Origin of the sequence: Microbispora sp. H10949 (genome assembly GCF_014161435.1) — a bacterium.
GTDB classification, from domain to species: Bacteria; Actinomycetota; Actinomycetes; order Streptosporangiales; family Streptosporangiaceae; genus Microbispora; species Microbispora triticiradicis.
This window is the reverse complement of the sequence record NZ_JABBWZ010000011.1, coordinates 231,406-257,748: the sequence shown is the minus strand read 5'-3', so window position 1 is coordinate 257,748 and position 26,343 is coordinate 231,406. Positions and strand designations below refer to the sequence as shown.

Genomic DNA, 26,343 nt, shown 5'->3' with positions numbered 1-26,343 from the left:
CATTACCTGAAACTGTCATATACGGGAATAACCTGCGCAAACTCCGCTTCGGACGCCCCATTGATTTTTGTTGGGATGGACGGCAAACTAACTCCACAATCGCCGGATGAGCTTGATGGAGTGCCGCAATGCCGTACCGCCCCCCGTTGGTCGCGCGCGAGTTCTTCGTGGCCGATCCTCCCGAGCTACCGGTGCGTGAGCCGGGTGAGACGGGCCTGTCCGCGCTGACCGGCGCGGAGGTGGTGGCCTCCGACGGGCGGGGGGTGACGCTGAAGGGCTCCACCTCGGCGGAGGAGACGCTCGTCGTGCAGATCTCGGCCGCGGGTGAGGGGGTGATCCGGGTGCGGCTGGCGGAGGATCCCGACGCCCGCACCCGGTCCGCCCGCGCGATCGCCATGGTCACCCCCGGCGAGTACGCCGGGACCGTCGTGGAGGCGAACCACAGCCGCGTCGTCGTCGACGCCGGGTCGCTGCGCGCCGAGGTGCGGCTGAACCCGTGGAACCTGCGCTTCACCGACCGGGCCGGCCGGACGCTGGTGGAGCAGGACCCGGGCCACCCCGACATCAGCGGCCGCCTCCGCACGCTGCCCTTCGGCCGCTCCGCCGTCGACGGCGCCCCCGTCGCCTACCACGACACGTTCCTCGCCCCGGCCGACGAGGCGTTCGGCGGGTTCGGCGAGTCGTTCACGCCGCTCGACAAGCGCGGCCAGCGCCCGCTCATGTGGAACTTCGACGCGTTCGGCGCCGAGTCGCAGCGCGCGTACAAGAACGTGCCCTTCTACCTGTCCAGCAGGGGATACGGCATCTGCGTCGACAGCGGCACGCCCGTCGAGTTCGACATGTGCCAGTCCACCCACAGCGCCGTGCAGATCGTCGTGCCCGACGACCTCATCGACTACTACGTGATCGCGGGACCCACCCCGGCCGAGGTGCTGGACCGGTTCGACGGGCTGACCGGCCAGCCGGAACTGCCGCCCAAGTGGGCGTTCGGCACCTGGATCTCCTCGGGCTTCTTCAGGGACAGCCAGGAGCGGGTGCTGGAGCGCGCCAGGAAGATCAGGGAGCGCGGCATCCCCTGCGACGTGCTGCACCTCGACTGCTACTGGCAGGCGGACGGGCACTGGTCCGACCTCCAGTGGGACCCGGAGACGTTCCCCGACCCGGCGGGCATGCTCGCCGCTCTCAAGGAGCAGGGCTTCAAGGTCTGCCTCTGGATGAACTCCTACATCTCGCACCTCAGCCCGGCCTTCGCCGAGGCCGCCGCGAAGGGCTACTTCCTCAGGCGGCCCGACGGCGAGACGTACGTCGCCGACACCTGGCACGGCTCCTATCCCGCCTGCGGCATCGTCGACTTCACCAACCCCGAGGCCGCGGAGTGGTTCAGGGGACTGCTGCGCGACCGGCTGCGCGAGGGCGTCGCGGCGTTCAAGACCGACTTCGCCGAGGGCGTGCCGGCCGACGCCGTGGCCTTCAACGGCATGACCGGCACCGACCTGCACAACGTCTACACGCTGCTGTTCAACGACCTCGTCGCCGAGGTGACCCGCGAGGTCAACGGGCACGGCCTGGTCTGGGCACGCTCGTCCTACCTCGGCGGGCAGCGCCACTCGGCGCAGTGGAGCGGCGACGTCGACACGACCTACCCCGCGATGGGCAGCACGATCAGGGGCGGCCTGTCGCACGGCCTGTCCGGCGTCCCGTTCTGGAGCCACGACGCGGGCGGCTTCACCGGCACGCCCACCCCGGACCTCTACATCCGCTGGTCGCAGTTCGCCGCGCTGTCCCCGCTCGTACGGTTCCACGGCACGACCACCCGGGAGCCCTGGGAGTTCCCGCCGCACGCCGAGCAGGCCGCCATCGAGGCCCTGCGGTTGCGGTACCGGCTCATGCCGTACATCTACTCGGCGGCCGTCACCGCGGCCGAGACGGGCGCGCCGATGCTGCGCGCGCTCTGCGTCGACCACCCGGACGACCCGGTGGCCTGGCAGGCGGATCTGGAGTACCTTCTCGGCACCGACCTGCTCGTCGCCCCGATGACCTCGGCGGACGGCACCAGGAAGGTCTACCTGCCCTCGGGGGTGTGGGTGGACTACTGGACCGGCGAGACGCTGGACGGCGGGCGCTACGTCACGGTGTCGCCGCCGCTCGACCGGATCCCCCTGTTCGGACGGCACGGTTCGCTGGTCCCGGTCACCGAGCCGGGTGACACCGTGGCCGACGACCCGCGGGTCTCCCTGCTCGTCTTCGGCCTGCCGGAGCGCGAGAGCCGTACGACGATCAGGGACCTGGACGGGGACACGAGGGTCAGGGCGGTGTGGGACGGCGACCGGCTGACCGTCACCGCCGAGGGCCCCAAGCGGATCGGCGGCGTCGAGTTCGCCGGCCCCGGCGCCCCGGTCGTCATCAACTGAAGCGATACCCCCTGGAGAACAACCATGGTCAAGTTAGGCAGGAGCGCGGCGGTGGCGGCACTGGCCGCGGCCGTCCTGGCGCTCGGCGCGTGCGGCGGAAACGACGGCAAGTCCGAGGGCGGCGGCGCCGCCGGCGGTGGTTCCGCGGAGGCCAAGACCCTCACCCTCTGGCACTACGAGACGGGCAACAGCGCCATGGGCACCGCCTGGGCCGAGGCGATGAAGGAGTTCGAGGCGAGCCACCCCGGCGTCAAGGTGAAGTTCGAGGAGAAGGGCTTCGAGCAGATCCAGAAGACCGCCGGCATGGTCCTCAACTCCGACGAGGCCCCGGACATCATGGAGTACAACAAGGGCAACGCGACGGCCGGTCTGCTGTCGAAGCAGGGCCTGCTGACCGACCTGACGGAGGAGGCGACCAAGCGCGGCTGGGACAAGCTGCTCAGCCCGTCGCTGCAGACCACCGCGAAGTACGACGAGCGGGGCATCATGGGCTCGGGCAAGTGGTTCGGCGTGCCGAACTACGGCGAGTACGTGATGGTCTACTACAACAAGGACATGTTCGATAAGGCGGGCGTGAAGGTGCCCACCACCTTCGACGAGTTCACCGCGGCGCTCGACACGTTCACGAAGAAGGGCACCACGCCGATCGCGATGGCGGGCGCGGAGTACCCCGCCCAGCAGCTGTTCTACCTGCTCGCCCTGAACAAGGCCAACCGCGCCTGGATCGACTCCTTCGAGCTCTACAAGGGCAAGGTCGACTTCCACGGCCCCGAGTTCACGTACGCCGCGCAGACCTTCTCCGACTGGGTGAAGAAGGGCTACATCGCCAAGAACTCGGCCGGCATGAAGGCCGAGGACATGGGCGTGGCGTTCATCGGCGGCAAGTTCCCGATCATGGTGTCGGGCAGCTGGTGGTTCGGCCGGATGCAGGAGGAGATCAAGGACTTCAAGTGGGGCTCCTTCCTGTGGCCGGGTCAGTTCGCCCCGGGCTCCAGCGGCAACATCTGGGTCGTGCCGGAGAAGTCCAAGAACAAGGACCTCGCCTATGACTTCATCGACATCACGATGAAGAAGGAGGTCCAGAACCTGCTGGGCAACTCCGGCGGCATCCCGGTCGCGGCCGACCCCGCCGCGATCACCGACGCCCAGAACAAGGAGCTGATCGAGAACTTCAACAAGCTCTCGACGCAGGACGGCCTGGCCTTCTACCCCGACTGGCCCGCCCCCGGCTACTACGACGTGCTCGTCTCGGGCGTGCAGGAACTGATCAACGGCGACAAGAAGCCGGAGGAGGTCCTGGACGAGATCGCCCAGCCCTACAACGACAACCTCGCCGACATCGGCAACTAGCAGGGAACCCGCCTCTCCCAGATCCCGGCGGCGGGATCACCTGACCGGTCTCCGCCGCCGGACCCACCCCGAAAGGTCCGCACATGGCACCACCCGACGCGGGCGCCGCCCGCCCGCGCGGGAGGGGCGGCTACTGGCTCTACCTCCTGCCGAGCCTGGTGCTGTTCCTCGCGATCATCGTCGTGCCGTTCCTGATGAACGTCGCGACGAGCTTCACCCGCTGGTCCGGCGTCGGCACCCCCACCTGGATCGGGCTCGACAACTACACGAAGCTCTTCGCGGACGAGCGGTTCTGGGCGTCCTTCCAGCACAACGTCGCGCTGATCGTCGCGATGGCGGTGGTGCCGACGGTCGTCGGCCTGGTGCTGGCCGCCGCGTTGTTCGACTACATCGCCCGGCGGTTCGGCGCCCGTACGGCCTCGGCCCTGCGCGCGGCGTTCTACCTGCCGCAGGTGCTGCCCGTCGCGGTGGCCGGCGTGGTCTGGGGCTGGATGCTGCACCCGTCGTACGGCGCGGTGAACCAGATCTTCGGGCTGAAGGTCAACTGGCTGGGCGACCCCGACCTCGCGCTGGCCACGGTGATGGCGATCATGGTGTGGTTCCAGCTCGGGTACCCGGTCGTCATCTTCATGGCCGGGCTCCAGCGGGTGGACCCCTCGCTGTACGAGGCGGCCGAGATCGACGGCGCCTCCTGGTGGCGCAGGTTCTGGCACATCACGATCCCGCAGATCCGGCCGGAGATCTTCGTGGTCCTGCTGACCTGCACGATCGCGGCGCTCAAGGTGTTCGGCCCGATCTTCGTGCTCACCCGGGGCGGCCCGGGCTCGGCGACGATGGTGCCGTCCTACTTCTCCTACCTGAACTTCTTCCAGAAGGTGAACGTCGGATACGGCTCGGCGATCGCCACCGTGCTCGCCCTGATCATCGTCGTGGTGACCTTCCTCTTCCTGCGTGTCCAGGACCGTGACCAGGAGCGTGACTCGTGACCTCCGATCGCCAGTTCGGCCAGCCGGGGCGCTGGGCGGTCCTCGCGGCGCTGGTCCTGCTCGCGGCCGTGATGCTCGTCCCCTTCGCGATCGTCACGCTCAACGCGTTCAAGTCCCCGGCCGAGTACTCCTCCGGCGGCCCGCTCAGCCTGCCGCACGGGCTGTACCTCGACGGGATCGTCGCCTTCTGGCAGCGCGTCGACTTCGGCCTGAAGCTCTGGAACAGCCTCCTGATCAGCGGCGTCGTCGCGGTCGCCGCGGTGCTGCTGTCGGTGCTCAACGCGTACGCGCTGGGAATCGGCCGGGTCCGCGGCCGGCTGTGGCTGCTCGTGCTCTTCCTGGTCGCCAACACGCTGCCGCAGGAGGCACTCGTCTACCCGCTGTACTACCTGGCGAAGCAGGCCGGGCTGTACGACTCGAGGCTCGCGGTCATACTGATCTTCACGGTGATCCAGGGGGCGTTCGGCACCTACCTGCTCTCGTCGGTGCTCGGGCGGTTCCCCCGGGGGATCCTGGAGGCGGCCGAACTCGACGGGGCGAGCAGGTGGCGGATCCTGTGGGGCATCGTCGTGCCCATCAGCCGCCCGACCCTCATGGTGCTGCTCATCTTCTTCTTCATCTGGACGTGGAACGAGTTCTTCCTGCCGATGGTGTTCCTCATCTCCAACGACAACCAGACCGTGCCGGTCGCCCTCGGCGTCCTGCAGGGCGAGAAGATGATGGACGCCACCATGTCCAGCGCGTCCGCGCTGCTCGGCATCGTGCCGGCCGTGGCCTTCTTCCTGATCTTCCAGCGCACGCTGACCCGCGGCATCACGGTCGGCGCGATCAAGTAACACCCTTCAAGTAACGCGTCACTACCTGACCTGGAGGCGCAATGTCCCATCGCCGTTCGGCGATGCTGTCCGCGTCGGCCGCCCTGGCTCTGGCTCTGAGCCTGGGCGCCGGCCCCGTGCGGGCGGCCGGCGACTATCCGTTCCGAGACCCCTCGCTGCCGCTCGCGCAGCGAGTCGACGACCTTCTCGGCCGGCTCACGCCGGACGAGAAGGTGTCGATGCTGCACCAGTACGCCCCGGCGATCGACCGCCTCGGCGTCGGCCTGTTCAAGAGCGGCACCGAGGCGCTGCACGGTGTGGCCTGGTCGACCGACATCGACAACAACGGGGCCGTGGTGACCGCCACGGGCACCGTCTTCCCCCAGGCGCTCGGCCTCGCCAGCACCTGGGACCCCGCCCTGATCAAGCGGGTCGGCTCGGCCGTCGGCGACGAGGCCCGCGGCTTCCACGCGCAGAACCCGCGCGTGTGGGGGCTCAACCTGTGGGCGCCCGTCGTCAACCTGCTGCGCGACCCGCGCTGGGGCCGCAACGAGGAGGGCTACTCCGAGGACCCCCTGCTCACCGGCGCCATCTCCACGGCGTACGGATCGGGCATGGAGGGCGACGACCCCGACCACCTGAAGTCGGCGCCCACGCTCAAGCACTACCTGGCCAACAACAACGAGGTCAGCCGGGACGTCACCTCGTCGGAACTGCCGCCGCGGGTCAAGCACGAGTACGACGAGGCGGCGTTCAAACCGGCCATCTCCGCGGACGCGGCGACCGGCGTGATGGCGTCCTACAACCTCGTCAACGGCCGGCCCAACACGGTCAGCCCGGACCTGAACGACGTGGTCCGCTCCTGGACCGCCCGGACCCTGTTCAACGTCTCCGACGCCTGGGCGCCGAACAACCTCGTGCAGAGCGAGAAGTACTACGCCACCCAGGCCGAGGCCGACGCCGCACTGATCAAGGCGGGCCTGGACAGCATGACCGTCGACGACACCAACGGCGGCCCGACGGTCGCGGCGGTCAAGGAGGCGCTGTCGAAGGGGCTGCTCACCCAGGCGGACGTGGACGACGCCGTCCGGCACCAGCTCAGCATCCGGTTCCGGCTCGGGGAGTTCGACCCCGACGGCGGGCCGTATGGGAAGATCACCAAGGACGTCGTCAACAGCCCGGCGAACCAGAAGCTGAACCGCGAGACCGCGGCCAAGGCCATGGTGCTGCTGAAGAACTCCGGCGGCACGCTGCCGCTGAAGCCCGGCAAGAAGGTCGCCGTCGTCGGCCCGCTGGCCGACGTCCTCTACACCGACTGGTACTCCGGCGCCCTGCCGTACAAGGTGACCCCGCTCGCCGGGATCAAGGAGCGCGCGAAGGCGGTGGCCTCCTCCGAGGGCGTCGACCGGATCGCCCTGAAGGACGTCGCCACCGGGAAGTACATCAGCGCGCCCGCCGCCGGGGGAGACCTGAAGGAGAGCGCCTCCACGGCCGGCGTGACCGAGCAGTTCGACGCGTTCGACTGGGGCCAGGGCGTGCTGACGCTGCGCAGCGCGGCCAACGGCAAGTACGTCAGCCGGGCCAACTGGGCGACGCTCGCCAACACCGCCGACCAGCCGTCCGGCTGGTTCGTGCAGGAGCAGTTCAAGCTGGAGCAGCAGTCCGACGGCACCTACCTGCTGCGGTACGCCGGCTACGAGACGAGCGAGAGCTGGTTCGGCCCGAACGCGTACGTCAAGGCCGAGGCCGACGGCACGCTCAGCCTGACCACCGCCGACCAGGCCACGCACTACGCCAAGGAGGTCGTCTCCCGCGGCGTGGACGACGCGGTCGCCAAGGCGAAGGCCGCCGACGTGGCGGTCGTCGTGGTCGGCAGCATGCCGTTCATCAACGGCCGCGAGGCGCACGACCGCACCGACATGAACCTCGCCGAGGGCCAGGAGGCCCTGGTCAAGGCGGTGAAGAAGGCCAACCCCAACACGGTCGTGGTGCTGCAGAACAGCTACCCGACGACGATCAACTGGGAGCAGGACAACGTCCCGGCCATCCTGTGGACCACCCACGCGGGCGCCGAGACCGGCCACGGCCTCGCCGACGTGCTGTACGGCGACGTCAACCCGGCGGGACGGCTGACGCAGACGTGGTACCGGTCGGCCGACGAGCTGCCGGGCATCCTCGACTACGACATCGTCAAGAAGGACCGCACCTACCTGTACTACCAGGGCCGGCCCCTCTACCCGTTCGGGTACGGCCTGTCGTACACGTCGTTCGCCTACCAGGGCCTCAAGGCGGTGCCGAAGGGCGACGCGTACGAGGTCTCGGTGAAGGTGACCAACACCGGCTCCCGGGCCGGCGACGAGGTCGTGCAGCTCTACACCCACCAGCACCGGTCGCGGGTGAAGCAGCCGGTCAAGCAGCTGCGCGCGTTCCAGCGGGTGTCGCTGGCGCCCGGGCAGACGAAGACGGTCACGATGACCGTGCAGAAGGCCGACCTCGCCCTGTGGGACGTCACGCGGAACAAGTGGACGGTCGAGAACGCGACCCACGACGTCCTCGTGGGATCGTCGTCGGCGGCCATCCGCCAGCGCTCGACGATCAACGTCAGGGGTGAGGACATCCCGCACCGCGACCTGTCGAAGACCACCCGGGCGATCGACTTCGACGACTACTCGGGCGTCCACCTGGTGGACGAGACCAAGGTCCGCGGTGACGCCGTCGCGGGCGCGGACGGCGGCTGGATCGCGTTCAAGGACGTCCAGCTCCGCAAGCCGGCGAAGGCGACCGTGGGTGTGGCCTCCGCGACCGGCGGGAAGATCGAGGTGCGCCTCGGCTCCCCGGACGGCGCCAGAGTGGCGACGATCCCGGTCGCCGCGACCGGCGGCGTCTACCAGTGGGCCGCCGCCACCGCTCCGGTCTCCGGCGCGAACGGCGTGAAGGACGTGTACCTGGTCTTCACCGGGGACGTCCGGGTCAAGGACCTCACCCTGAGCTGAGTCCCACGCGGCAGGACCGGACCCTGAATCGAGGACGCCTCGCGGGTGAGCACCGCCCACCCGCGGGGCGTCCCGTCGTGTGGCGGCCGGCCGCCGTCACCGCCGCTGTCACCGCCGCTGTCACCGCCGCCGTCACACCGCCGTCACCGCCGGCCGGAGCGGGACACCCGCGCGTGCTGGTTGAACCAGCAGCGGCCGCCCCACCGCCTGCAGACGTTGGCCTGGGAGTTGGCGCTGCCGTTCACGCCGATCGTGGCCTGCTGCAGGCCGTTCGCGTTCTTGAGGCTGCCGACCACCATGTAGTTTCCGAAGTTCCGGCCGTTGCCCATGTTGATGCGGGACCCGTTGCCGTTGCTGTCGGATGCCACGAAGCTTCCGCCACCGTGTCCGCCGCGGGACATCGGCACGGCGTAGGCGGCGGACGTGAGACCGGACAGGGAGCCGATCGCGAGGCCCGCGCCGAGGACCGCCGCGACCGCGACGCACCGGCGCCGGGCCGCCCGGGTGAGCGCGTCGCGCGCAGCATGCACCTTCATCTCCGCCGGCTCCGCTCCCTCTGGTGGATGTACGAACGTGTCGCCTCCTGCGACCGCATTCGCGACATACCCCGATACGCGGGATCGCTCCCGGTCCACGTCGAGCCCCGACGCAGTGGATACCGTTCCTTTCCCGGCAGGGAGCGGCTTACGGGTATTCGTCCCATTCGTGCGACGCCGGTCAGGCCGGTGTCAGCACGTCCAGCGCCCTGTGGTCCTCGCCCACCCCCGGGAGGAGCACGGCGTCCCCGGAGGAGTTCCTCGTGCGCAGGGGCAGGATCTCCTGGTAGGCGGGCGACCGGTACCAGGCCCTCGCCGTGTCGAGGTCGGGGAACTCGATGACGATGAGGGTCTGCGGCCAGCTGCCCTCGAGAAGCTCGGCCTCGCCGCCGTGGATGACGAAACGGCCGCCGAACGGCTCCAGCGTGGCGTCGATGCGCCGCAGGTACTCGACGATGTCCGCGCCGACGGTGACGTCGCGGAGCTGGGCGATGGCGTAGGCGGGCATGGTTCCTCCTGTGGTCCGGCGGCGGTGCCGGGGACGCTCGTCCCCTCCTGGTCCCGAGCCTGTCCCAGGCGGGTCGCGGAGGCGATGACCCGTGAGGTAATGCCCGGGCGGCGGGGTCGTCCGCGTCTCGCCCGTCGGACGGGACCCGCGATAAGGAGGGCGATCGATCACGCTTTCGCTATTCTCCCCGTTATGGCCGAATCGCTGGGGGAGCCACTGGCCTCGCGATACCACCTGCTGCGCCCGCTGGGCTCCGGCGGCATGGGCCGGGTATGGCTGGCCAGGGACCCGGTGCTGGACCGCGAGGTGGCGGTCAAGGAACTGCGCCTCCCGGACGGCCTCGGCGACCGCGAGCGGGCCGAGCTCGTCGCCAGGGTCATGCGTGAGGCCGAGGTCACCGCGCGGGTGCGGCACCCCGGGATCGTCGCGCTGCACGACGTGCTCGTCCAGGACGGCAGGCCGTGGATCGTCATGGAACTGCTCCGCGGGCGGGATCTCGCCGCGCAGGTCGCCTCGTACGGGCCGCTGCCGTACCGGCAGGTGGCCGACCTCGGCGCGCGGCTCCTGGACGCGCTGTCGGCCGCGCACGCGCAGGGCGTGCAGCACCGGGACGTCAAGCCGGGCAACGTCTTCCTGTCCGCCGACGGCCGGGTGGTCCTGACGGACTTCGGCATCGCCCGGCCCGCCGGCCAGGCGTCGATCACCGAGGCGGGGCTGCTCGTCGGCTCGCCGGGGTTCATCGCGCCCGAACGGCTCGCGGGCGACCGCGGAGGCCCGGCCGCCGACCTGTGGTCGCTCGCGGCCACGCTCTACACGGCGGTCGAGGGCGTCCCGCCGCACCAGGGCACCCAGGCCGAGGTGATCGCGGCGACGCTCACCCGGGACCCCCGGCCGCCGGTGCTCGCGGGGCCGCTCGGCCCGGTGCTGACCCGGATGCTGGCGCGCGACCCCGCGCACCGCCCGGACACGGGCGCGGCGCTCGCCACGCTGCGCCGGATCGCCGACGGCGGCACGCCCGGCCCGGAGGCCGGCGCCCCCGCCGGGCCCGTACGCCGCCGCCGGTGGTGGATCGCGGCCGTGGCCCTCGCCGTGGCGGCCGCCGCGGTGCCCCTGACGGCGCACGCGCTGCGGGACGGCGAGCCCGGCCCGCCCCCGCCGCGGGTCTCGCCGGTCTTCACCCGTGCCGTGGACCTGTGCCGGGCGCTGTCCGGCGCGCAGGTGCGCCGGTTACTGGGCGCCCCGGCGGACCCGCACCCGGAGAAGGCGGGCTGCCAGTGGGCCGTCACGGGCGCGGGCGTCGAACTGGGCGCCGAGACCGACTCCGACACCCCGGAACCCTGGGCGCTGGACCTGGCCTCCGCGCGGACGCTCATGCAGGGGCTCCGCCGCCAGTACGCCTCGGGGCCGCGCGACGGCGACCTCATCTGGTACGAGGTCGGGCTCAACCAGAAGACCCAGGTCATCGAGTCGGCCGCGCGGGACGTGCCGGGGCTGGCCGACGAGGCCTTCGCCGTGGACGTCACCACACCGGAGGGCACGGCGAAGGCCGCCTGGGTGTACTTCCGGCTCGGCGACCTCGTGGCCGTGCTGCGGTACGCCCACCTGGACGTGACGTCCCCGGCCGGACTGCGGGACGAGGCGGTCGCGACGGCCCGGTCGGCCGCGGGCGGCCTGAGCGGGCTGGCGTAGCCGTGGAGGTGCTCGCCGGGCGGTACCGCCTCACCGAACGGCTCGGTGAGGGCGGCGGCGGCACGGTCTGGCGCGCCCACGACGAGCTGCTGCGCCGCGAGGTGGCGATCAAGCAGCTCCGCATCCCGCCGGACCTGGACGACCGGCGGCTCGCCGAGTTCCTCGGGCGGGCCGTCGACGAGGCGCGTGCGGCGGGGCGGCTCAGCCACCCCTCGATCGTGACGATCCACGACGTCGTCGGGCACGCCGGCCGGCCGTGGATCGTCATGGACCTGGTGCCCGGCCGCTCCCTCGACAAGATCATTCGAGAGTACGGGCCGCTGCCCTCCGAGCGGGTCGCGGAGATCGGGCTGGCCGTGCTCGACGCGCTGGAGGCGGCCCACTCGCGGGGCGTCCTGCACCGGGACGTGAAGCCGGCCAACGTGCTGATCGGGCCGGACGGCCGGGCACTGCTCACCGACTTCGGCATCGCCGCCCCGATGGGCGAGGGCGGCGCCTCCTGGCGCAGCTCGGCCGGGTCGCCCGCCTACATGGCGCCGGAGCGGTTCCGGGACGAGCCCGACGGGCCCGCCTCGGACCTGTGGTCACTCGGGGCCACGCTCTACACGGCGGCCGAGGGCGAGACGCCCTTCCACCGTCCCACTGCCGCCGCGCTCGTCGCCGCCGTCCTGCTCCACGAGCCCCCGCCGATGGCGCGGGCGTCCCGGGTGCTGGCCTGGATCGTGCGCGCTCTGCTCGACAAGGACCCGGCGCGGCGCCCGCCGCCCGAGGTCGTACGGCAGGCCCTGCGCGCGGCCGCCGCGCCGCCCGCCCCCGCCGTACGGACCGCCCGGTCGTGGCGTCTGGCCGTCGTGGCGGCCCTGGTGATCGTGACCGGCCTGGCGGCGGGACTCGGCGCCTGGCTCCTGACGTCGGGACGGGACGAGGGCGGCGGACGCTTCGCCGCCGTCCCCGACGCCTGCCGCAGCCTCACCGACGCGCAGATCCGCGACCTCCTCGGCGCGGCGCCCCGCCCGGAGCCCGCGCGGGGCCAGGGGAGCGAGGGCGGGGGAGGCGGGCGGCAGGGCGGGGACGGCGCGAGCGGTTGCGCGTGGACCGAGCGCGTCAGCGGGCACGCGGGGACGATCACCGTCGGCTTCCGGCTTCCCGGCGACGGCGCGGGCGAGGCGGCCGCCGCCCGCGACCTCGCCTCGGAGCGCGCGGCCCGGGGCGCCGCGGCGCGCGACCGCCCGGGGATCGCCGACGAGGCGTTCGCCTGCGACACGGCCGACCCCGGAGCCGGGACCACCGGCGCCACGGTCTGGTTCCGCCTCAGCAACCTCGTCGTCGAGGTGGCCTATCGGCGCACCGGCGACCCGGCGGCCACCCAGGCCGACCGGGGCACCGCCGAGCGCGCCGCCGAACTCGTCGGCATCGGGCTCGGCTGAAGTCGCCCCCATTCGACCCTCCCGTTCGCACCCCCTGTAGGAGACGAGATGACCAGCGGTGACGACAGGCCCGTCGGCCCCGGCGGGATCCCGCCCGAGGACCGGCCCTCGCGAGGCGGGCCGCCGTACCCGCCGCCCTACGGGGCCGCCCAGCCCGGCCCTCCGCAGGGTCCGCCGCCGGGTGGGCAGCCTGGCCCTTACCCTGATGGGCAGCCCGGCCAGCACCAGGGCCCTCCGCAAGGGCCGCCGCAGGGCCCGCCGGGTGGTTATCCGGGTCCGCCGCAGGGTCCGCCACCGGGCGGGCAGCCTGGCCCTTACCCTGATGGGCAGCCCGGCCAGCACCAGGGCCCTCCGCAAGGGCCGCCGCAGGGTCCGCCGCCGGGTGGGCAGTCTGGCCCTTACCCCGGTGGGCAGCCCGGCCAGCACCAGGGCCCTCCGCAAGGGCCGCCGCAGGGCCCTCCGCAGGGCCCGCCGCCGGGCGGGCAGCCCGGGCCCTACCCCGGTCCGCGGCCGGACGCCTCACCCCCAGGGCCGCCCCCGCCGCAGCAGTACCCGCCGCAGTACTCCCAGCCGTACCCCGGGCAGTACCCGCAGCAGTCCGGCCAGCCCTCGCAGCAGTACGGGCAGGCGCCGTACCAGTCCGGACAGCAGCAGTACGGGCAGTACGGCCAGTACGGGCAGGGGTGGCAGGCGGTGACGCCGCCTCCGCCGGAGTTGTGGCAGATGCCGACGCAGCCGTCGGCCCCGCCGCGGCGGGGATGGGTGCTGCCCGTGGTGGCGGTCGGAGCCGTGCTGCTGGTGGCCGGAGGCACCTTCACCTTCATGACCGTGCGGCAGGGCTCGACCCCCTCCCGGCCGGTGGCGACCCCGGCCCGGCCGGTCGCCTCGTCCGCCACGGCCCCGCCACAGGCGGCGGCCGCGGACGTGTGCGCGATGCTCGACCCCGCCGAGGCAGAGCGCCTCGTGCCACGTGCCGAGATCAACTCGTCGAGCAACGACAACCGCGGCGGCACCCTCGTCAGCTACGTCCGGTGGACCTGCGAATGGGTGAACCGGAACATCTCCTACAAGGACGTCACCCGCAGGCGCGAGATCACGGTGAACGTGTCCAGATTCGACGCGCTCGGGACGACCACCGCCGAAGAGGCGGCGCGCGTCCAGTACAACGGGGAGCTCAGCCAGTACAAGTACGGCGCGACCCACTCCGACAAGGAGCACTACTACTCGAAGCCCAGGGAGTTCCGGGAGATAGGGAACGGAGCCGTCGCCCGCTACCAGTGGACGCGGGAGGGCAAGGAGTACTGGTACTCGTTCGGCGAGGGGGCCGGCCGCGTCGGCGACGTGTACTTCCAGGTGAAGTTCGAGGCGAGCCAGAAGAAGAAGGAGGCGGACTTCCTCTCGGCCGAGTCCACCCAGTCGATCACCGAGGAGAACGCCCTGCGCGAGGTGAAGGGACTGCTCGCCCAGGTCGCGAAGTCGGTGACCGCCTGGCGGGCGGGGCAGCCGCTGCCCTACCACGCGCGTCCCAAGCCGAGTCCCTCGCCGTCGCCCTCGCCGACCCGCATCCCATTGCCGAAGGCCTGCGTGAGCCTCAAGTCGCTGGCCGCCGGCCTGGTGCCGGCGACCGAGGGCGCGGCGGCGCGGAGCAAGGAGGGCAACTCGATCGTCACGCAGTGTCAGTGGTGGAACGACGCGCTTCCGCTCGGCGGCGGCAAGGTCCGGTGGCGCAACCTGCGCATCGCCGTGCACACCTTCTGGGATGCCGAGTCCGCCCGCTACTACCTCGTCGACGAACGCTCGAAGACCAAGTTCACGGAGAGCAGCCGGATCGGCGGCATCCGGTGGGGCAAGGTGGAGAAGCTGAGCGGCTTCGGACAGGACGCCTTCGGCCAGGCGATCCGGCAGCGTACGGACACGGCCCAGTCCAACCGGTACGAGATCTACGCGCTCGACGGCAAGACCGTCGTGTGGGTGTTGTTCGGCGGTAGCGACCGTCCGGAGAAGACGCCGATCAACGCGGCCGGTTCCGAGCTCATGGACCCGAAGGAGGCCGCCGCCGGGGCCAAGTCGGTGGCGAAGGCCCTGCTCGACGCCCTGTGACGTGATGCCCTGGTGACGTGATGCCCTGTGACGTGGTGGCCAGGTGACCTGGGATGGCGGTGTTCGTTCGGGATCGCGCGGGTATCTCCCCCCTCGACCGCGAGTCGACGGGGGGACGACCATGGCTACGTGTGAGGTATGCGGCAACGACTACGACATGGCCTTCGAGGTGCACACCCAGGGGGTGGTGCACGTCTTCGACAGTTTCGAGTGCGCCATCAGCCGGATGGCTCCCGTGTGCGAGCACTGCGGGTGCCGGATCGTGGGCCACGGCGCGGAGTACGACGGCCGCTGGTTCTGCTGCGCGCACTGCGCCCGGCAGGAGGGCGCGACCAGGATCGTCGACAGGGAGGTCACCGGGGCCGGCATGCGCTGACCGGTGGTCACGGTTCGAAGGCGACGAGGCGGATGACGAGGAATCCCTCGCCTTCGGGCTTGGGAGGCAGTGTCGCACCGGGCACGGCCTCGAACACCTCCGGGTGCTCGTCCCGGGTCACCACCCCGAACAGGTCGTCCGGCGAGGCGACGCCGAGCCTCAGCGCGCGCCTCGCGACGGCGTGGACACCACCGCCCGCCTCCAGTTCGGCGGCGACCGCCTCCGCCGCCGACCGGCTGGACACGCGCAGGCGCGCCACCCGCGCCCGCTGTGGAGGGGCCGACCTGGCACGGAGATAGTCTTCGATCTCCCACACGAGTAGTTCGCCGAGATAGTGCGACTTATCCCTCTTCACAATGACCAGGGTCGCCTGTCGCGTTTGCTTCTCGTTTGCACTCCGGTTGCTCCACCGGCGGCCGGCACCAGTCCGGCACCGGGCCGACCACCGGGGCGGCATCGGACCCCCCGCCGGGCCCGCGCCGGGCCTGTGCCGGGGTCGTAGCGTCGGCTCCGGCCCGCACACGTGCGGCGGCGCGGCCCCTGGATTCACGTGCCGCCTCACGGTAGGCTTTAGTTAGTTCCATAGCCAAACAAATAGCCCAAACAAATGCGGAGGAGCGGGTGCCACCAGGGTACCGGGGAGGCGCTGGGACCGGTGGCCGGCGCCGAGCCGCGCGTCACGGAGCCGGAGTGGCCGTCCGTACCGTCCATGTCATGTCGGATTGCGCGCAATTGCGGCATGATGAGCCCAAGCGGGAACGAGGCGGACAGTGATCACTTCGCACAACGGGCCACAGCCGGCCGACTTCACGGACGTACGGGCGACCAACCTCGCCGTCGTGCTGCGGTTCGTCCGTGAGAACGCCCCCTGCTCCCGCGCCGACATCGCCGCCTCGACGGGACTCAACAAGGCCACCGTGTCCAGCCTCGTCGCCGACCTCATCGACCGGCGCCTGCTGCGCGAGACCGGCCTGACCGAGCACCGGGTCGGCCGCCCCGCCACCATGCTCGTCCTGGACGGCTCGCCGTACGCCGCGATCGGGATCGAGATCAACGTCGACTACATCACGGCGGTCGCCGTGGACCTCAAGGGCGAGGAACTGCTCAACTGGCGGCGCTCCTTCCCCGGGGGAACCTCGGGACCGGGGCAGGCCGTCGTCGCGATGGCGGCGCTGGCCCGCCGGGTCGTCAGCCGGATGACCAAGGAGGCCCGTCAGGTGCTCGGCCTGACGGTGGCCGTCCCCGGCCTCGTGGACGTCGACGGCATCGTGCGGGTCGCCCCCAACCTGGGCTGGCGTGACGCCGACCTGGCCGGCGACCTCACCAAGGCGCTGCGCGACCCCGGCTTCCCCGTGCTGGTCGACAACGACGCCAATCTCGCCGCGCTGGCCGAACACCGGTTCGGGCCCCACCGCAACGCCGCCAACCTCGTGTACGTCACCGGCGAAATGGGCGTGGGCGCGGGCATCGTGCTGGACGGCCGCCTCCGGCGGGGCGGGCAGGGGTACAGCGGCGAGATCGGGCACCTCGAACTCGACCCCGCCGGGCCCGTCTGCCGCTGCGGCCGCCGCGGCTGCCTGGAGGCCGTCGCCGGAGTCGGCGCGATCCTCGCCCACACGGCTCCCGACGCCTCGCCGTCCGATCTCGAACTCGAGATCGACGAGGTCGTACGGCGAGCGCGGAACGACGACCGGGAGGTCCTCGCACTGCTGGAGAACCTCGGACGCCACCTCGGCCGGGGAATGGCGGCCGTGGCGAACCTGCTCAACCCGGAGGTCGTGATCCTCGGCGGCTACTACGTGCCGCTCGCCCCCTGGCTTGTCGGGTGCGCCGAGGAGGAGATGTACGGAAGGGTGCTCGCCCCCGGCGGGGGCGGCTGCCGCCTGGAGGTCTCCACCCTCGGGTACGGCGCCGCCGCGCTCGGGGCGGCCGCGCGGGTGCTGGACTCGGTCGACTCCGGCCGCCTGCCCGCCCAGCGCTGACCCGCGCGCAACCGCCGCCTCCTGCCGACGCCCCTGCCCCTGCCGCCTGTTCTGCCGTCTGCCATGCCGGAGCGGCATCGGCCGGTGCGGATGCCGCTCCGATGTCGCGGGGCGGCGAACCAAGCGGGTGTGTGAGGCGTCGAATGAGGTCACACCGAGGAATTGGGAAATGATGAACATTCGCCTGCTCTCCGCCGCCGTGCTCTCCGCCGCGCTGGTCGCTCCCGTGGCCGCCGCCGCTCCGGCCGGGGCCGCCGCCGCGCCGAAGCCCCTCACCGGGGTCGCCGTCTACATGTCCCCGAGCGGCTCGATCAGCCGGTACGAGCCGGGCAGGGGCTTCGCGAAGACGGGCACCAGGCCGCCGATCGGCCAGTTCTCCGCCTCCCCCGACGGCCGGAAGGTCGCCTACATCGGCGAGGGCGGGAAGGTGCGGGTACAGATCGGCCGCACGGTGAAGACGGTGGCCAAGGGCGCCCGGTATCTGGGGCCGTGCCTCACCCCCGCCTGGTCGCCCGACTCGGCACAGGTCGCGTTCGTGACCGAGGGGCGGGGCGAGGACGGACGGGTCGTCGTCGTCAACGCGGACGGCACCCACCGCCGCACCGCCGGCAGCACGCGCGGTGTCTGTCACCTGACGTGGTCCGCCAACGGCCGCTACCTCGCCGGGTACGCCGGGACGACCGAAGGCGTCTATCGGTTCGACCTCAAAACCGGCAGATCGATCAAGGCCAGGGGCATCGGCCTCGCCAACCACGTGCAGAGCCTGTCGCCCGACGGGATGAAGGTCGTCGTGGCGCCGCTGTCGCGGAACGCGCCCGCGGGCGACGGCTCCTGGCCGGAGTACTTCTCCCCGTCGGTCGTCGACATCGTCACCGGGAAGAAGGTCCCCATCCCGGTGAAGGGCTCGCTGATCGGCGCCTTCTACCTGCGGGACGGCCGCCTGGCCGTCCGGGTCGCCGGACGCACCGCCAACACCCTGGTCGTGCTGGACGCCGGCGGCAGGCAGGTGCAGCGCCTGGCCGAGCCGGCCGCCGCCAAGCGGCAGGCGCTACTGCAGATCGTCCGCTGACCGGCCTCCCCAGGCGGCCACGGAGCGGCTGACGCGAAACCCTCACCCGGAAATCCTCACGCGGGGCAGGTCGGCCAAGCGGCGTCGTCCACCAGCGCGTACGCCGCGGCGAGCAGGCCGGGCGACGCGAGCGCCGCGTCGCCGAATCCACGGGCGCTGAACAGACGGGCCAGACGGGCGCTGAACAGACGGGCGCGGACCCTGGCCGGAAGTACGGCCGGGGTCCGCGCCCGTCCCCGTGCGACCCTTCTTCCGGTGATCCGTCTCGCCGCGCACGCTCGCCGCAGGGCCCGCGTACGGGACTGAAATCGCGGTGAAACAGGCGAGACGCGGGTCTTGACCTGAGACGAGGGAAAGGGCAATCTTCCGGATAAGCCCGGATTTACACACCGGAAACGTCCGGTAGCCCTTTCGAAGCGCTTCGACAGGCGGCGCTTCCCAACCGAACAGCGGATCCTCGCGACGCCCTCGTGGGCACCTCTTTCGGCAGGTCATCGAAGCGCTTCGACGCGAAGGGGAAGTCTCCAGATGAACGAACCGGCTCAGGACCCGGCATTCAGGAACCCCGCGCTTCCTCCCGCCGACCGGGTGGCGGACCTGCTCGCCCTGCTCACGCTCGACGAGAAGATCGGTCTGCTGCACCAGTACCAGGCGCCCGTCGAGCGTCTCGGCCTGCGGCCCTTCCGCACCGGCACCGAGGCCCTGCACGGCCTGGCCTGGCACGGGCCGGCCACCGTGTTCCCCCAGGCCCTCGGGCTGGCCTGCACCTGGAACCCCGACCTGGTCCGCCAGGTGGGGGAGGCGGCGGGCGACGAGGTCATGGCCTTCCATCACAAGGACCCGCAGAGCGTGGGCCGCAACGTCTGGGCGCCGGTCGTCAACCCGCTGCGCGACCCCCGCTGGGGCCGCAACGAGGAGGGCTACTCGGAGGATCCCTGGCTCACCGGCGTGATGGGCACGGCGTACGCGCAGGGCCTGCGCGGGAGCCACGAGGTGCTCAAGACGGCGCCGACGCTGAAGCACTTCCTGGGCTACAACAACGAGACCGACCGGTGCGTCACCTCCAGCGGCCTGCCGCCCCGGGTGCTGCACGAGTACGAACTGAAGGCGTTCCGCCCCGCGCTCGAAGCGGGGGCCGCGGTGGCGGTCATGCCGTCGTACAACCTCGTCAACGGCCGCCCGGCCCACCTGTCGCCGCTGATCGGCAGCCACCTGCGGGAGTGGGCGCCCGACGACATCCTGGTGGTCAGCGACGCCTACGCCCCGGGGAACCTCACCGCGCCGCAGGGCTACCACAAGGACCTCCCCGAGGCGTACGCGCACGCGATCAGGGCCGGGCTCGACAGCTTCACCCAGGACGACGCCGACGGAGCCGCGACCCTGGCCCACATCAGGACGGCACTCGACCGCGGCCTGCTGACCGAGGCCGACCTCGACGCCGCCGTACGGCACACCCTGTCGATCCGGGTGCGGCTGGGGGAGTTCGACCCCGCCACGCCGTACGACGAGATCACCCACGAGGTGGTCAACAGCCCCGAGCACCGGCGGCTCGCGCGGGAGGTGGCCCGCCAGTCGATCACGCTGCTCAAGAACGACGGGCTGCTGCCGCTGTCGGCGCCGCGCACCGTCGCGGTCGTCGGCCCGCTGGCCGGCGCCCTGTTCGAGGACTGGTACAGCGGCACCCTGCCGTACCAGGTGACGGCGCTGACGGGGCTCACGGAGCGGTGCGAGACGGTCTACCACGAGGGCGTGGACCGGGTGGCGCTGCGCGCCGAGGGCGGTTACGTCGGAGCGTCGCCGGACCCCGACGGCGGGCCGCTGTACGTCGGGAGCGAGCGGTCCTGCTTCGACGTGTTCGACTGGGGCGGCGGCGCCTTCGCCTTCCGGGCGTGCGCCAACGGACGGCACGTGCAGGCCGGCGAGGACGGCGTGCTCGTCAACGACCAGCCCGGCCCGAGCGGCTGGGAGGTGCGCCAGACCTTCCGCATCGAGGAGCGGCCGAGGGGCGTCGTGCTGCGCAACATCTCCTCCGGCCGATACGTCACCGTGGCCGGCGGCGTCGTGCGCACGACCGACGACCCCGACGCCGCGTCCGTGCTGTCCGTCGAACTGGTCGAGAGCGGCCAGGCCCGCGCCGCGGAGGCGGCGGCCCGCGCCGACGTCGCGGTCGTCGTGCTCGGCGACCACCCCCTGGTGAACGGCCGGGAGACCGAGGACCGGACGACGCTGGCGCTGCCCGAGCGGCAGGAGGCGCTGCTGAAGGCCGTCCACGCGGCCAACCCGGCCACCGTGCTGGTGATCTCCAGCGGCTACCCGTTCGCGGTCACCTGGGCGCAGGAGCACGTGCCCGCGATCGTCTGGTCGTCGCACGGCGGTCAGGAGTACGGCCACGCGCTCGCCGACGTGCTGCTCGGCGACGAGGACCCGGGCGGCCGTCTCACCCAGACCTGGTACCGCTCCGCCGCCGAACTACCCGACCTGCTCGACTACGACGTCATCGCCTCCGACGCCACCTACCTCTACTACCGGGGCCGGCCGTTGTACCCCTTCGGGCACGGGCTGAGCTACAGCCGCTTCGCCTACTCCCGCCTGGAGCTGTCCGCGGCGGAGGCCGCCCCGGGCGACACGGTGACGGTCCGGGTGACCGTGACCAACGAGGGCGGGCGCACCGGGGAGGAGGTCGTGCAGGTCTACACCCACCAACGGCGCTCCCGGGTGAAGCAGCCGCTGCGCCAGCTTCGCGGCTTCGCCAAGGTGCGGCTCGCGCCGGGCGAGAGCCGTACGGTCGAGTTGGAGGTGCCGGTCGCCGGCCTCGCCTTCTGGGACGTCACGCGCGGCCGGTTCGTGGTGGAGGACGCCGCGCACACGGTGCAGGTGGGCGCGTCGTCGGGGGACATCCGGCTGTGCGCGCCGTTGCGGGTGCGGGGCGAGCGGATCCCGCCGCGGGTTCTCACCGGCCGGCCACTGGACGCGGCCGGCCACGACGAGTACGACGGGGTGGTGCTGTGTGACGCGGCGCCGGACGCCGGGGACGCCGTCCGCTCCGTCTCGCCCGGGGCCTGGATCGCCTTCCGCGACTGCGACTTCGGCGGGGACCCGGGCGGGGGCCCGGTTCCCGGCGACGCGGGCCCGCGGACGTGCGCGCTCAGGGTGTCGAGCGACGAGGGCGGGGTGGTCACGCTGCGGCTCGACGACCCCCTGACCGGCGAGGTGGCCGGCGCGGTCACCGTCCCGCCCACGGCCACCAGGCACGACTTCGTCGAGGTGAACACCCCCCTGGCGGGAGCGGCCGGAGTGCGCGATCTTTATGTGGTGTACGAAAGCGAGGGGGTCACGGTGAGCACGCTGACTTTCCTCGGAGGGCTCCGCTCGTGAGGACCGTGACGATCGCCGACGTCGCCAAGCACGCGGGAGTCGCCGTCAGCACGGTCTCGTACGTGCTGAGCGGCAAGCGGGCGATCTCGGCGACGACCCGGCAGCGGGTATTGGACAGCGTCCGGGTGCTCGGCTACCACCCCAACGCGGGCGCCCGCGCCCTGGCGAGCAAGCGCGCGAAGGTCATCGCGCTGGTGCTGCCGCTGCGGGCCGGCATGAACCTGCCGGTCCTCATGCAGTTCGCGACCTCGGTCGTCACCACGGCCCGGCAGTACGACCACGACGTGCTGCTGATGACGGCCGACGAGGGGCCGGACGGGCTGCACCGGGTGGCGGCGAGCGCGCTGGTGGACGGGCTGCTGCTGATGGACGTGGAGATCCACGACCCCCGCGTGCCGCTGCTGCGCCGGCTCGCCGAGCCGGCCGTGCTGATCGGTTTCCCGGCCGATCCGGAAGGGCTGACCTGCGTCGACCTCGACTTCGCCCGGGCCGGCGCGCTGTGCGCCGACCACCTGGCCGATCTCGGGCACCGCGAGATCGCCCTGCTCGGCGCGCCGTCCGTGGTCTACGAGCGCGGCACCGGCTTCGCCGAGCGGACGATGGCCGGGTTCGCCGAGGCGGCGGCGCGGCACGGACTGAAGGCCGGGGCCTGGCCGTGCGAGGAGTCGTTCGACGAGGTACACGCCGCGGTGAAGCGGCTGCTCGACGAACGGCCGGAGCTTTCCGGGCTCGTCGTGCACAATGAGGCGGCCGCCGGCCATGTGCTGGGGGCTCTGCGGATCCTCGGCAGGCGGGTGCCCGAGGACGTCTCGGTGGTGGCGATCTGCCCGGACGACATCGCCGAGCGGGCCAGCCCCGCGCTGACCTCCGTGCTCGTTCCCGCCGAGGACGTCGGACGTCAGGCGGTCCGGCTGCTCATGGCCAAGCTGGAGGGCCAGGCCGTCCCGGAGTCGACGCTCCTCGAACCACGGTTGACGATTCGCGAAAGTTCACGATGATCACATTCCCCGACGGCTTCCTCTGGGGGGCCGCGACCGCGTCGTACCAGATCGAAGGAGCGGTCCACGCCGACGGCCGGGTCCCCTCCATCTGGGACACCTTCTCCCACACGCCCGGCATGGTCAGCGACGGCCACACCGGCGACGTGGCCTGCGACCACTACAACCGTTACCTCGAAGACGTCGAGATCATGGCCTGGCTGGGGCTCAAGGCGTACCGGTTCTCGGTGGCCTGGCCGCGCCTGGCCGACCTGGGCTTCTACGACCGGCTCGTGGACGCCCTGCTCGCCAGGGGCATCACGCCGGTGGCCACCCTCTATCACTGGGACCTGCCGCAGTCGTTGCAGGACATGGGCGGCTGGACCAACCGGGAGACCGCCTTCCGGTTCGCCGACTACGCCGCGGCCGTCCACGCGCGTCTCGGCGACCGCGTCGCCACCTGGACGACGCTCAACGAGCCCTGGGTGTCGGCCTTCGTCGGGCACGGCTCGGGGCGGCACGCGCCCGGCGTGACCGACCCGGCCGCCGCGTTCACCGCGGCCCACAACCTGATGCTCGCGCACGGCCTGGGCACCCAGGCCCTGCGGGCGGGGGGCGCCGAGTCGGTCTCGCTGACGCTGAACCTCACCCCGATCCTCGGCGACCCCGAGCCCGCCCGCCTGATCGACGGCCTGGCGAACCGGCTGTTCCTCGATCCGGTGCTGCGCGGCGAGTACCCCGCCGACGTCCTCGCTCATCTGGAACGATTCACCAAGGTGAACCTGGACGACCTGCCGACGATCGCGCAGCCGATCGACGTGCTGGGCGTCAACTACTACACCGTCAACCGGGTCGTCGCCGACGCCTCGGCGGAGGGGCACCCCGAGTATCCGGGCAGCGAGGGCATCGCCTGGGAGGACCCGCACGGGCCGGTCACCGAGATGGACTGGGAGATCAACCCGTCCGGCCTGGAAGACCTGCTCGTACGGCTGTGCCGGGAGTATCCCGGCACCCCGCTGATGATCACCGAGAACGGGGCCGCGTTCCCCGACGGGGTGTCCGACCCCGGGCGGATCACCTATCTCGACACCCATTTCCGGGCCGCGCGGTCGGCCATAGACCGAGGCGCCGACCTGCGCGGATACTTCGTGTGGTCGCTGCTGGACAACTTCGAGTGGGCCCGCGGCTACCACAAGAGGTTCGGCATCGTCCGCGTCGACTACGACACGCTGGAGCGCACCCCCCGCGACAGCGCCCGCTGGTACCGCGACGTCATCGCCCGCGGCGGCCTCCCGGACTGACGGCGCCCTCCTCCCTACGCCGCCGCCAGGGACCGGACCCGGGCGCCGGCCGCCGCGTGCGCGGCGGCGAGCGACTCGGCGGCCAGGCCGCGCAGGTCCGCCATGGCCGGCGTGGTGTCGGCGAGCGTGAGCTCGGCCGCGATCACGTGCAGATCGAGGCCGAGCACCTCGCCGAGAATCCGGCGCAGGTACGGCTCGGCGTAGTCCCAGCCCTCTCGCGGCGTGCCGGGGCGGTACCCGCCGCCCTTGCTGAGCACGAGCGTGGCGGGGCGTCCGGCCACCGGGGTCTCCGCGACGCCGACGGTGCGCCCGACGATCAGGACGTGGTCGAGCCACGCCTTGAAAGTCGACGGAACGCCGTAGTTGTACATGGGCACGGCGAACAGATAGGCGTCGGCCGCTAGCAGCTCGTCCACGAGGGCGTCCTGCAGCGCGGCGGCCGCGCGCTCCTCCGCGGTGTGCTGGTCCGCCGGGCTCCATCGCGAGGTGATGGCGGAGCCGGTCAGGTGCGGCAGCGGCTCGGCGCCCAGGTCGCGGTGGCTGACCGTGCCCGTCCAGCCGTCCCGGAACGTCGCGGCGATCTCACGCGAGACCGACCCCTTGGCGCGTGCGGACGCGTCGATGTGCAGCAGATGAGACATGGCAATCGCCTTCCGTTCAGATCGTCTGTAATCCAGACTGTCTGCATGGAAGAGCATCTGTCAAGTCGCCGGATATCATGGGAGGCGTGAGTGAACTGGCGTGTGAGCTGCCCGCGGGCCTGGAGATCGACTTCGGATGGCTGCTGGGACAGGCGCTGCATGCCCACATCACCGTGACCAAGCGCGCCGCCGAGGCGCTGCCGTCCGGGCACCGCGGCTACCAGGTGCTGTCGGCGGCGGTGCACGAGAGCGCGCGCAACCAGATCGAGATGGCCCGCCAGCTGGGGCTGGACCGGACCGTGATGGTCTACCTGGTAGACGACCTGGTGAAGGCCGGGCTCGTCGAGCGGCGTCCCGATCCGTGTGACCGGCGCAACCGCCTCATCGTGGCGACCGATCTCGGCCGTGCGCGCCTGGCGGACGTCTCCGAGGCGATGGAACGCGCCGAGGCGCACCTGCTGGCCCCGCTGGAGGAGCCGGAGCGGGAGACGCTCAGGCAGTTGCTGCGGCGCGTGGTGGCGGGGCACATCGCGCACGGCGGCGAATTGCCCAGCCTGTGCGAGGTCGCGGGGAACCTGCAGGACGCGCTCCAGCCGGAGCGCCGCGACCGGTAGCCGACCGGCCGGGGCCCCGGCCGGTCGCAGCCCGGACCGTGGCCGACCGGCCCGTGCCGGCCAGGACCGTGGCCGACCGGACCGTGTCGCGGGTCACACGGTTTCGCGCCCGGCTGACGGGTGCGGCAGCACCCGGCCGCCGAGGTGGGGGAAGACCTTCGCGACCTTGGCGGTCAGATAGTCGCCGTACGTCCCGGTGAAGGCGCGCAGGTCCAGGCCGTCCCAGCGGGGACGGCCACCCTCCCGGGCGGGCCGGGAGGGAAGCGGCGGCACCTCGCAGTCCCAGCCCGGGTCGAAGAAGAAGGGGAAGGACAGCCTGCCCCGCCCCGTGTGGTTGCGCACCCGGTGCGGAGTGGACCGGTAGAGGCCGCCGGTCAGCCGGTCGAGCATGTCGCCGATGTTGCAGACCAGCGTCCCGGGGATCGGCGGCGCCTCGATCCAGCCGCGGGCCGTGTGCACCTGCAGGCCGGGATTGTCGTCCTGCAGCAGCAGCGTCAGCAGGCCGTAGTCGGTGTGCTCGCCGACCCCCCATTCGTCCGGCCCCCACTCGCCCCGTCCGGACTCGGCGGGCGGCGGGTAGTGGAAGATCCGGAACAGGACCGTGGGCGTCGCGGTGTAGCCGGAGGCGAAGTAGTCCTCCTCCAGTCCCAGGCTCAGCGCCACGCCCCGCATGACGGCCTGTCCCACGCCGGTGAGCGCGTCGATGTACGCCCGTACGGCGGCGCGCAGTTCCGGCACCTCCTCGGGATAGAGATTGGGCCCGTGCAGCGGCCGGGGATCCTCGTGGCCGAGATCGGCGCCGAAGTAGAGGCCCTCCTTGAGATCGGGGCGGCCTGAGGTGAGTTCGCCCCCCACCGGGAAGTATCCGCGCCAGGCCCGTCCGCCCCGGTCCATCGAGATCCGCATCTTGTGCTCGGGCGGCAGCAGGAAGAAACGCGCGGACGCCTCCCGGAGCAGCGCGATCAGGTCGTCCGGCACCCCGTGACCGCTGACGTAGAAGAAGCCGCTGTCGAGGCAGGCCGCCTCGATCCGGCGCGCGACGCCGGCGCGCTCCCGGCCGCCGTCAGGCGTGGAAGGGCCGGTGAAAGGGCTCACGTCGATGACCGGCAACGGTCCCGCACTGTTCATACCCCCAGATTCCATCATTCGGCCCGCCGCCCGGAAGGCGGCTTTACACGCTTGCCGTTCGCGTG

General features: G+C 71.9%; 21 protein-coding genes. 15 read left to right on the top strand and 6 right to left on the bottom strand.

Features of this window, described 5'->3' with window-relative positions; genetic code table 11:
• Positions 1-128 precede the first annotated feature (128 nt).
• The 5 genes from HHX40_RS27790 to HHX40_RS27770 all read left to right on the top strand — a co-directional run bounded on the left by HHX40_RS27790 (position 129) and on the right by HHX40_RS27770 (position 8,555).
• Positions 129-2,411, top strand: a complete 2,283-nt coding sequence (locus HHX40_RS27790; protein WP_182882925.1) for a TIM-barrel domain-containing protein — start codon at positions 129-131, stop codon at positions 2,409-2,411.
• Positions 2,412-2,435: 24 nt separating this feature from the next.
• Positions 2,436-3,761: an ABC transporter substrate-binding protein gene (locus HHX40_RS27785; protein WP_182882924.1), complete on the top strand. Its 1,326-nt coding sequence runs from the start codon at positions 2,436-2,438 to the stop codon at positions 3,759-3,761.
• 83 nt (positions 3,762-3,844) lie between these two features.
• Positions 3,845-4,747 carry a carbohydrate ABC transporter permease gene (locus HHX40_RS27780; RefSeq protein WP_138462585.1) on the top strand — a complete coding sequence of 301 codons (903 nt, stop codon included), beginning with the start codon at positions 3,845-3,847 and terminating at the stop codon, positions 4,745-4,747.
• Positions 4,744-5,583, top strand: coding sequence for a carbohydrate ABC transporter permease (locus HHX40_RS27775; RefSeq protein ID WP_244302313.1), 840 nt, complete (start codon positions 4,744-4,746; stop codon positions 5,581-5,583). The genes HHX40_RS27780 and HHX40_RS27775 overlap by 4 nt, the downstream gene beginning before the upstream one ends.
• Before the next feature lie 41 nt (positions 5,584-5,624).
• The gene (locus tag HHX40_RS27770) at positions 5,625-8,555 is read left to right on the top strand and encodes a glycoside hydrolase family 3 protein (protein ID WP_182882923.1); all 2,931 of its coding nucleotides are present in this window, start codon (positions 5,625-5,627) and stop codon (positions 8,553-8,555) included.
• A 143-nt stretch (positions 8,556-8,698) separates the two neighbouring features.
• On the opposite strand, the gene HHX40_RS27765 is transcribed toward HHX40_RS27770, so the two are convergent.
• Both HHX40_RS27765 and HHX40_RS27760 read right to left on the bottom strand, forming a co-directional pair.
• A complete protein-coding gene (locus HHX40_RS27765; protein WP_182882922.1) occupies positions 8,699-9,091 on the bottom strand; it encodes a hypothetical protein in 393 nt (130 codons plus the stop codon).
• Between the two features lie 181 nt (positions 9,092-9,272).
• The gene (locus HHX40_RS27760) at positions 9,273-9,599 is read right to left on the bottom strand and encodes a DUF1330 domain-containing protein (RefSeq protein WP_182882921.1); all 327 of its coding nucleotides are present in this window, start codon (positions 9,597-9,599) and stop codon (positions 9,273-9,275) included.
• 192 nt (positions 9,600-9,791) lie between these two features.
• Here HHX40_RS27760 and HHX40_RS27755 point away from each other — a divergent pair, with 192 nt between their 5' ends.
• Together HHX40_RS27755 and HHX40_RS27750 are read left to right on the top strand one after the other, a co-directional pair.
• Positions 9,792-11,288 (top strand): serine/threonine-protein kinase, encoded by a 1,497-nt coding sequence (locus tag HHX40_RS27755; RefSeq protein ID WP_182882920.1) that lies wholly within the window; start codon positions 9,792-9,794, stop codon positions 11,286-11,288.
• A gap of 2 nt (positions 11,289-11,290) precedes the next feature.
• Positions 11,291-12,715, top strand: a complete 1,425-nt coding sequence (locus HHX40_RS27750) for a serine/threonine-protein kinase (protein ID WP_182882919.1) — start codon at positions 11,291-11,293, stop codon at positions 12,713-12,715.
• 494 nt (positions 12,716-13,209) lie between these two features.
• Here the strand turns inward: HHX40_RS27750 and HHX40_RS27745 are convergent, their stop codons facing one another.
• Positions 13,210-13,533 carry a hypothetical protein gene (locus HHX40_RS27745; RefSeq protein ID WP_182882918.1) on the bottom strand — a complete coding sequence of 108 codons (324 nt, stop codon included), beginning with the start codon at positions 13,531-13,533 and terminating at the stop codon, positions 13,210-13,212.
• 4 nt (positions 13,534-13,537) lie between these two features.
• Between HHX40_RS27745 and HHX40_RS27740 the strand changes: the two genes are divergently transcribed.
• The gene (locus HHX40_RS27740; protein WP_182882917.1) at positions 13,538-14,815 is read left to right on the top strand and encodes a hypothetical protein; all 1,278 of its coding nucleotides are present in this window, start codon (positions 13,538-13,540) and stop codon (positions 14,813-14,815) included.
• Positions 14,816-14,936: 121 nt separating this feature from the next.
• A complete protein-coding gene (locus HHX40_RS27735) occupies positions 14,937-15,191 on the top strand; it encodes a hypothetical protein (protein WP_117408758.1) in 255 nt (84 codons plus the stop codon).
• 7 nt (positions 15,192-15,198) lie between these two features.
• Here HHX40_RS27735 and HHX40_RS27730 read toward each other — a convergent pair whose 3' ends face one another.
• Positions 15,199-15,546, bottom strand: a complete 348-nt coding sequence (locus HHX40_RS27730; protein ID WP_182882916.1) for a hypothetical protein — start codon at positions 15,544-15,546, stop codon at positions 15,199-15,201.
• Between the two features lie 415 nt (positions 15,547-15,961).
• Here HHX40_RS27730 and HHX40_RS27725 point away from each other — a divergent pair, with 415 nt between their 5' ends.
• The 5 genes from HHX40_RS27725 (at position 15,962) to HHX40_RS27705 (ending at position 23,895) form a co-directional block, all read left to right on the top strand.
• A complete protein-coding gene (locus HHX40_RS27725; protein WP_117408756.1) occupies positions 15,962-17,173 on the top strand; it encodes an ROK family transcriptional regulator in 1,212 nt (403 codons plus the stop codon).
• 169 nt (positions 17,174-17,342) lie between these two features.
• Entirely contained in the window at positions 17,343-18,242 is a 900-nt protein-coding gene (locus HHX40_RS27720; RefSeq protein ID WP_182882915.1) for a hypothetical protein, read from the top strand.
• 528 nt (positions 18,243-18,770) lie between these two features.
• Positions 18,771-21,617, top strand: a complete 2,847-nt coding sequence (locus HHX40_RS27715) for a glycoside hydrolase family 3 protein (RefSeq protein ID WP_182882914.1) — start codon at positions 18,771-18,773, stop codon at positions 21,615-21,617.
• The gene (locus HHX40_RS27710) at positions 21,614-22,615 is read left to right on the top strand and encodes a LacI family DNA-binding transcriptional regulator (RefSeq protein ID WP_117410064.1); all 1,002 of its coding nucleotides are present in this window, start codon (positions 21,614-21,616) and stop codon (positions 22,613-22,615) included. The genes HHX40_RS27715 and HHX40_RS27710 overlap by 4 nt, the downstream gene beginning before the upstream one ends.
• On the top strand, positions 22,612-23,895 hold the full coding sequence (locus HHX40_RS27705; protein WP_182882913.1) for a GH1 family beta-glucosidase: 1,284 nt from the start codon (positions 22,612-22,614) through the stop codon (positions 23,893-23,895). The genes HHX40_RS27710 and HHX40_RS27705 overlap by 4 nt, the downstream gene beginning before the upstream one ends.
• Before the next feature lie 14 nt (positions 23,896-23,909).
• On the opposite strand, the gene HHX40_RS27700 is transcribed toward HHX40_RS27705, so the two are convergent.
• A complete protein-coding gene (locus HHX40_RS27700) occupies positions 23,910-24,536 on the bottom strand; it encodes an FMN-dependent NADH-azoreductase (RefSeq protein WP_117410066.1) in 627 nt (208 codons plus the stop codon).
• Positions 24,537-24,622: 86 nt separating this feature from the next.
• Between HHX40_RS27700 and HHX40_RS27695 the strand changes: the two genes are divergently transcribed.
• Complete coding sequence (locus HHX40_RS27695) at positions 24,623-25,150, top strand: MarR family winged helix-turn-helix transcriptional regulator (RefSeq protein WP_279633916.1); 528 nt, start codon at positions 24,623-24,625, stop codon at positions 25,148-25,150.
• 93 nt (positions 25,151-25,243) lie between these two features.
• Here the strand turns inward: HHX40_RS27695 and HHX40_RS27690 are convergent, their stop codons facing one another.
• Positions 25,244-26,278 (bottom strand): isopenicillin N synthase family dioxygenase, encoded by a 1,035-nt coding sequence (locus tag HHX40_RS27690; RefSeq protein ID WP_220499648.1) that lies wholly within the window; start codon positions 26,276-26,278, stop codon positions 25,244-25,246.
• Positions 26,279-26,343 lie beyond the last annotated feature (65 nt).

Coding starts and splice junctions, on each gene's coding strand:
- HHX40_RS27790 (WP_182882925.1), top strand. CDS start 129: ATGCCGTACCGCCCCCCGTTGGTCGCGCGCGAGTTCTTCGTGGCCGAT.
- HHX40_RS27785 (WP_182882924.1), top strand. CDS start 2,436: ATGGTCAAGTTAGGCAGGAGCGCGGCGGTGGCGGCACTGGCCGCGGCC.
- HHX40_RS27780 (WP_138462585.1), top strand. CDS start 3,845: ATGGCACCACCCGACGCGGGCGCCGCCCGCCCGCGCGGGAGGGGCGGC.
- HHX40_RS27770 (WP_182882923.1), top strand. CDS start 5,625: ATGTCCCATCGCCGTTCGGCGATGCTGTCCGCGTCGGCCGCCCTGGCT.
- HHX40_RS27765 (WP_182882922.1), bottom strand. CDS start 9,091: ATGAAGGTGCATGCTGCGCGCGACGCGCTCACCCGGGCGGCCCGGCGC.
- HHX40_RS27760 (WP_182882921.1), bottom strand. CDS start 9,599: ATGCCCGCCTACGCCATCGCCCAGCTCCGCGACGTCACCGTCGGCGCG.
- HHX40_RS27755 (WP_182882920.1), top strand. CDS start 9,792: ATGGCCGAATCGCTGGGGGAGCCACTGGCCTCGCGATACCACCTGCTG.
- HHX40_RS27740 (WP_182882917.1), top strand. CDS start 13,538: ATGACCGTGCGGCAGGGCTCGACCCCCTCCCGGCCGGTGGCGACCCCG.
- HHX40_RS27735 (WP_117408758.1), top strand. CDS start 14,937: ATGGCTACGTGTGAGGTATGCGGCAACGACTACGACATGGCCTTCGAG.
- HHX40_RS27720 (WP_182882915.1), top strand. CDS start 17,343: ATGATGAACATTCGCCTGCTCTCCGCCGCCGTGCTCTCCGCCGCGCTG.
- HHX40_RS27715 (WP_182882914.1), top strand. CDS start 18,771: ATGAACGAACCGGCTCAGGACCCGGCATTCAGGAACCCCGCGCTTCCT.
- HHX40_RS27705 (WP_182882913.1), top strand. CDS start 22,612: ATGATCACATTCCCCGACGGCTTCCTCTGGGGGGCCGCGACCGCGTCG.
- HHX40_RS27700 (WP_117410066.1), bottom strand. CDS start 24,536: ATGTCTCATCTGCTGCACATCGACGCGTCCGCACGCGCCAAGGGGTCG.
- HHX40_RS27690 (WP_220499648.1), bottom strand. CDS start 26,278: ATGAACAGTGCGGGACCGTTGCCGGTCATCGACGTGAGCCCTTTCACC.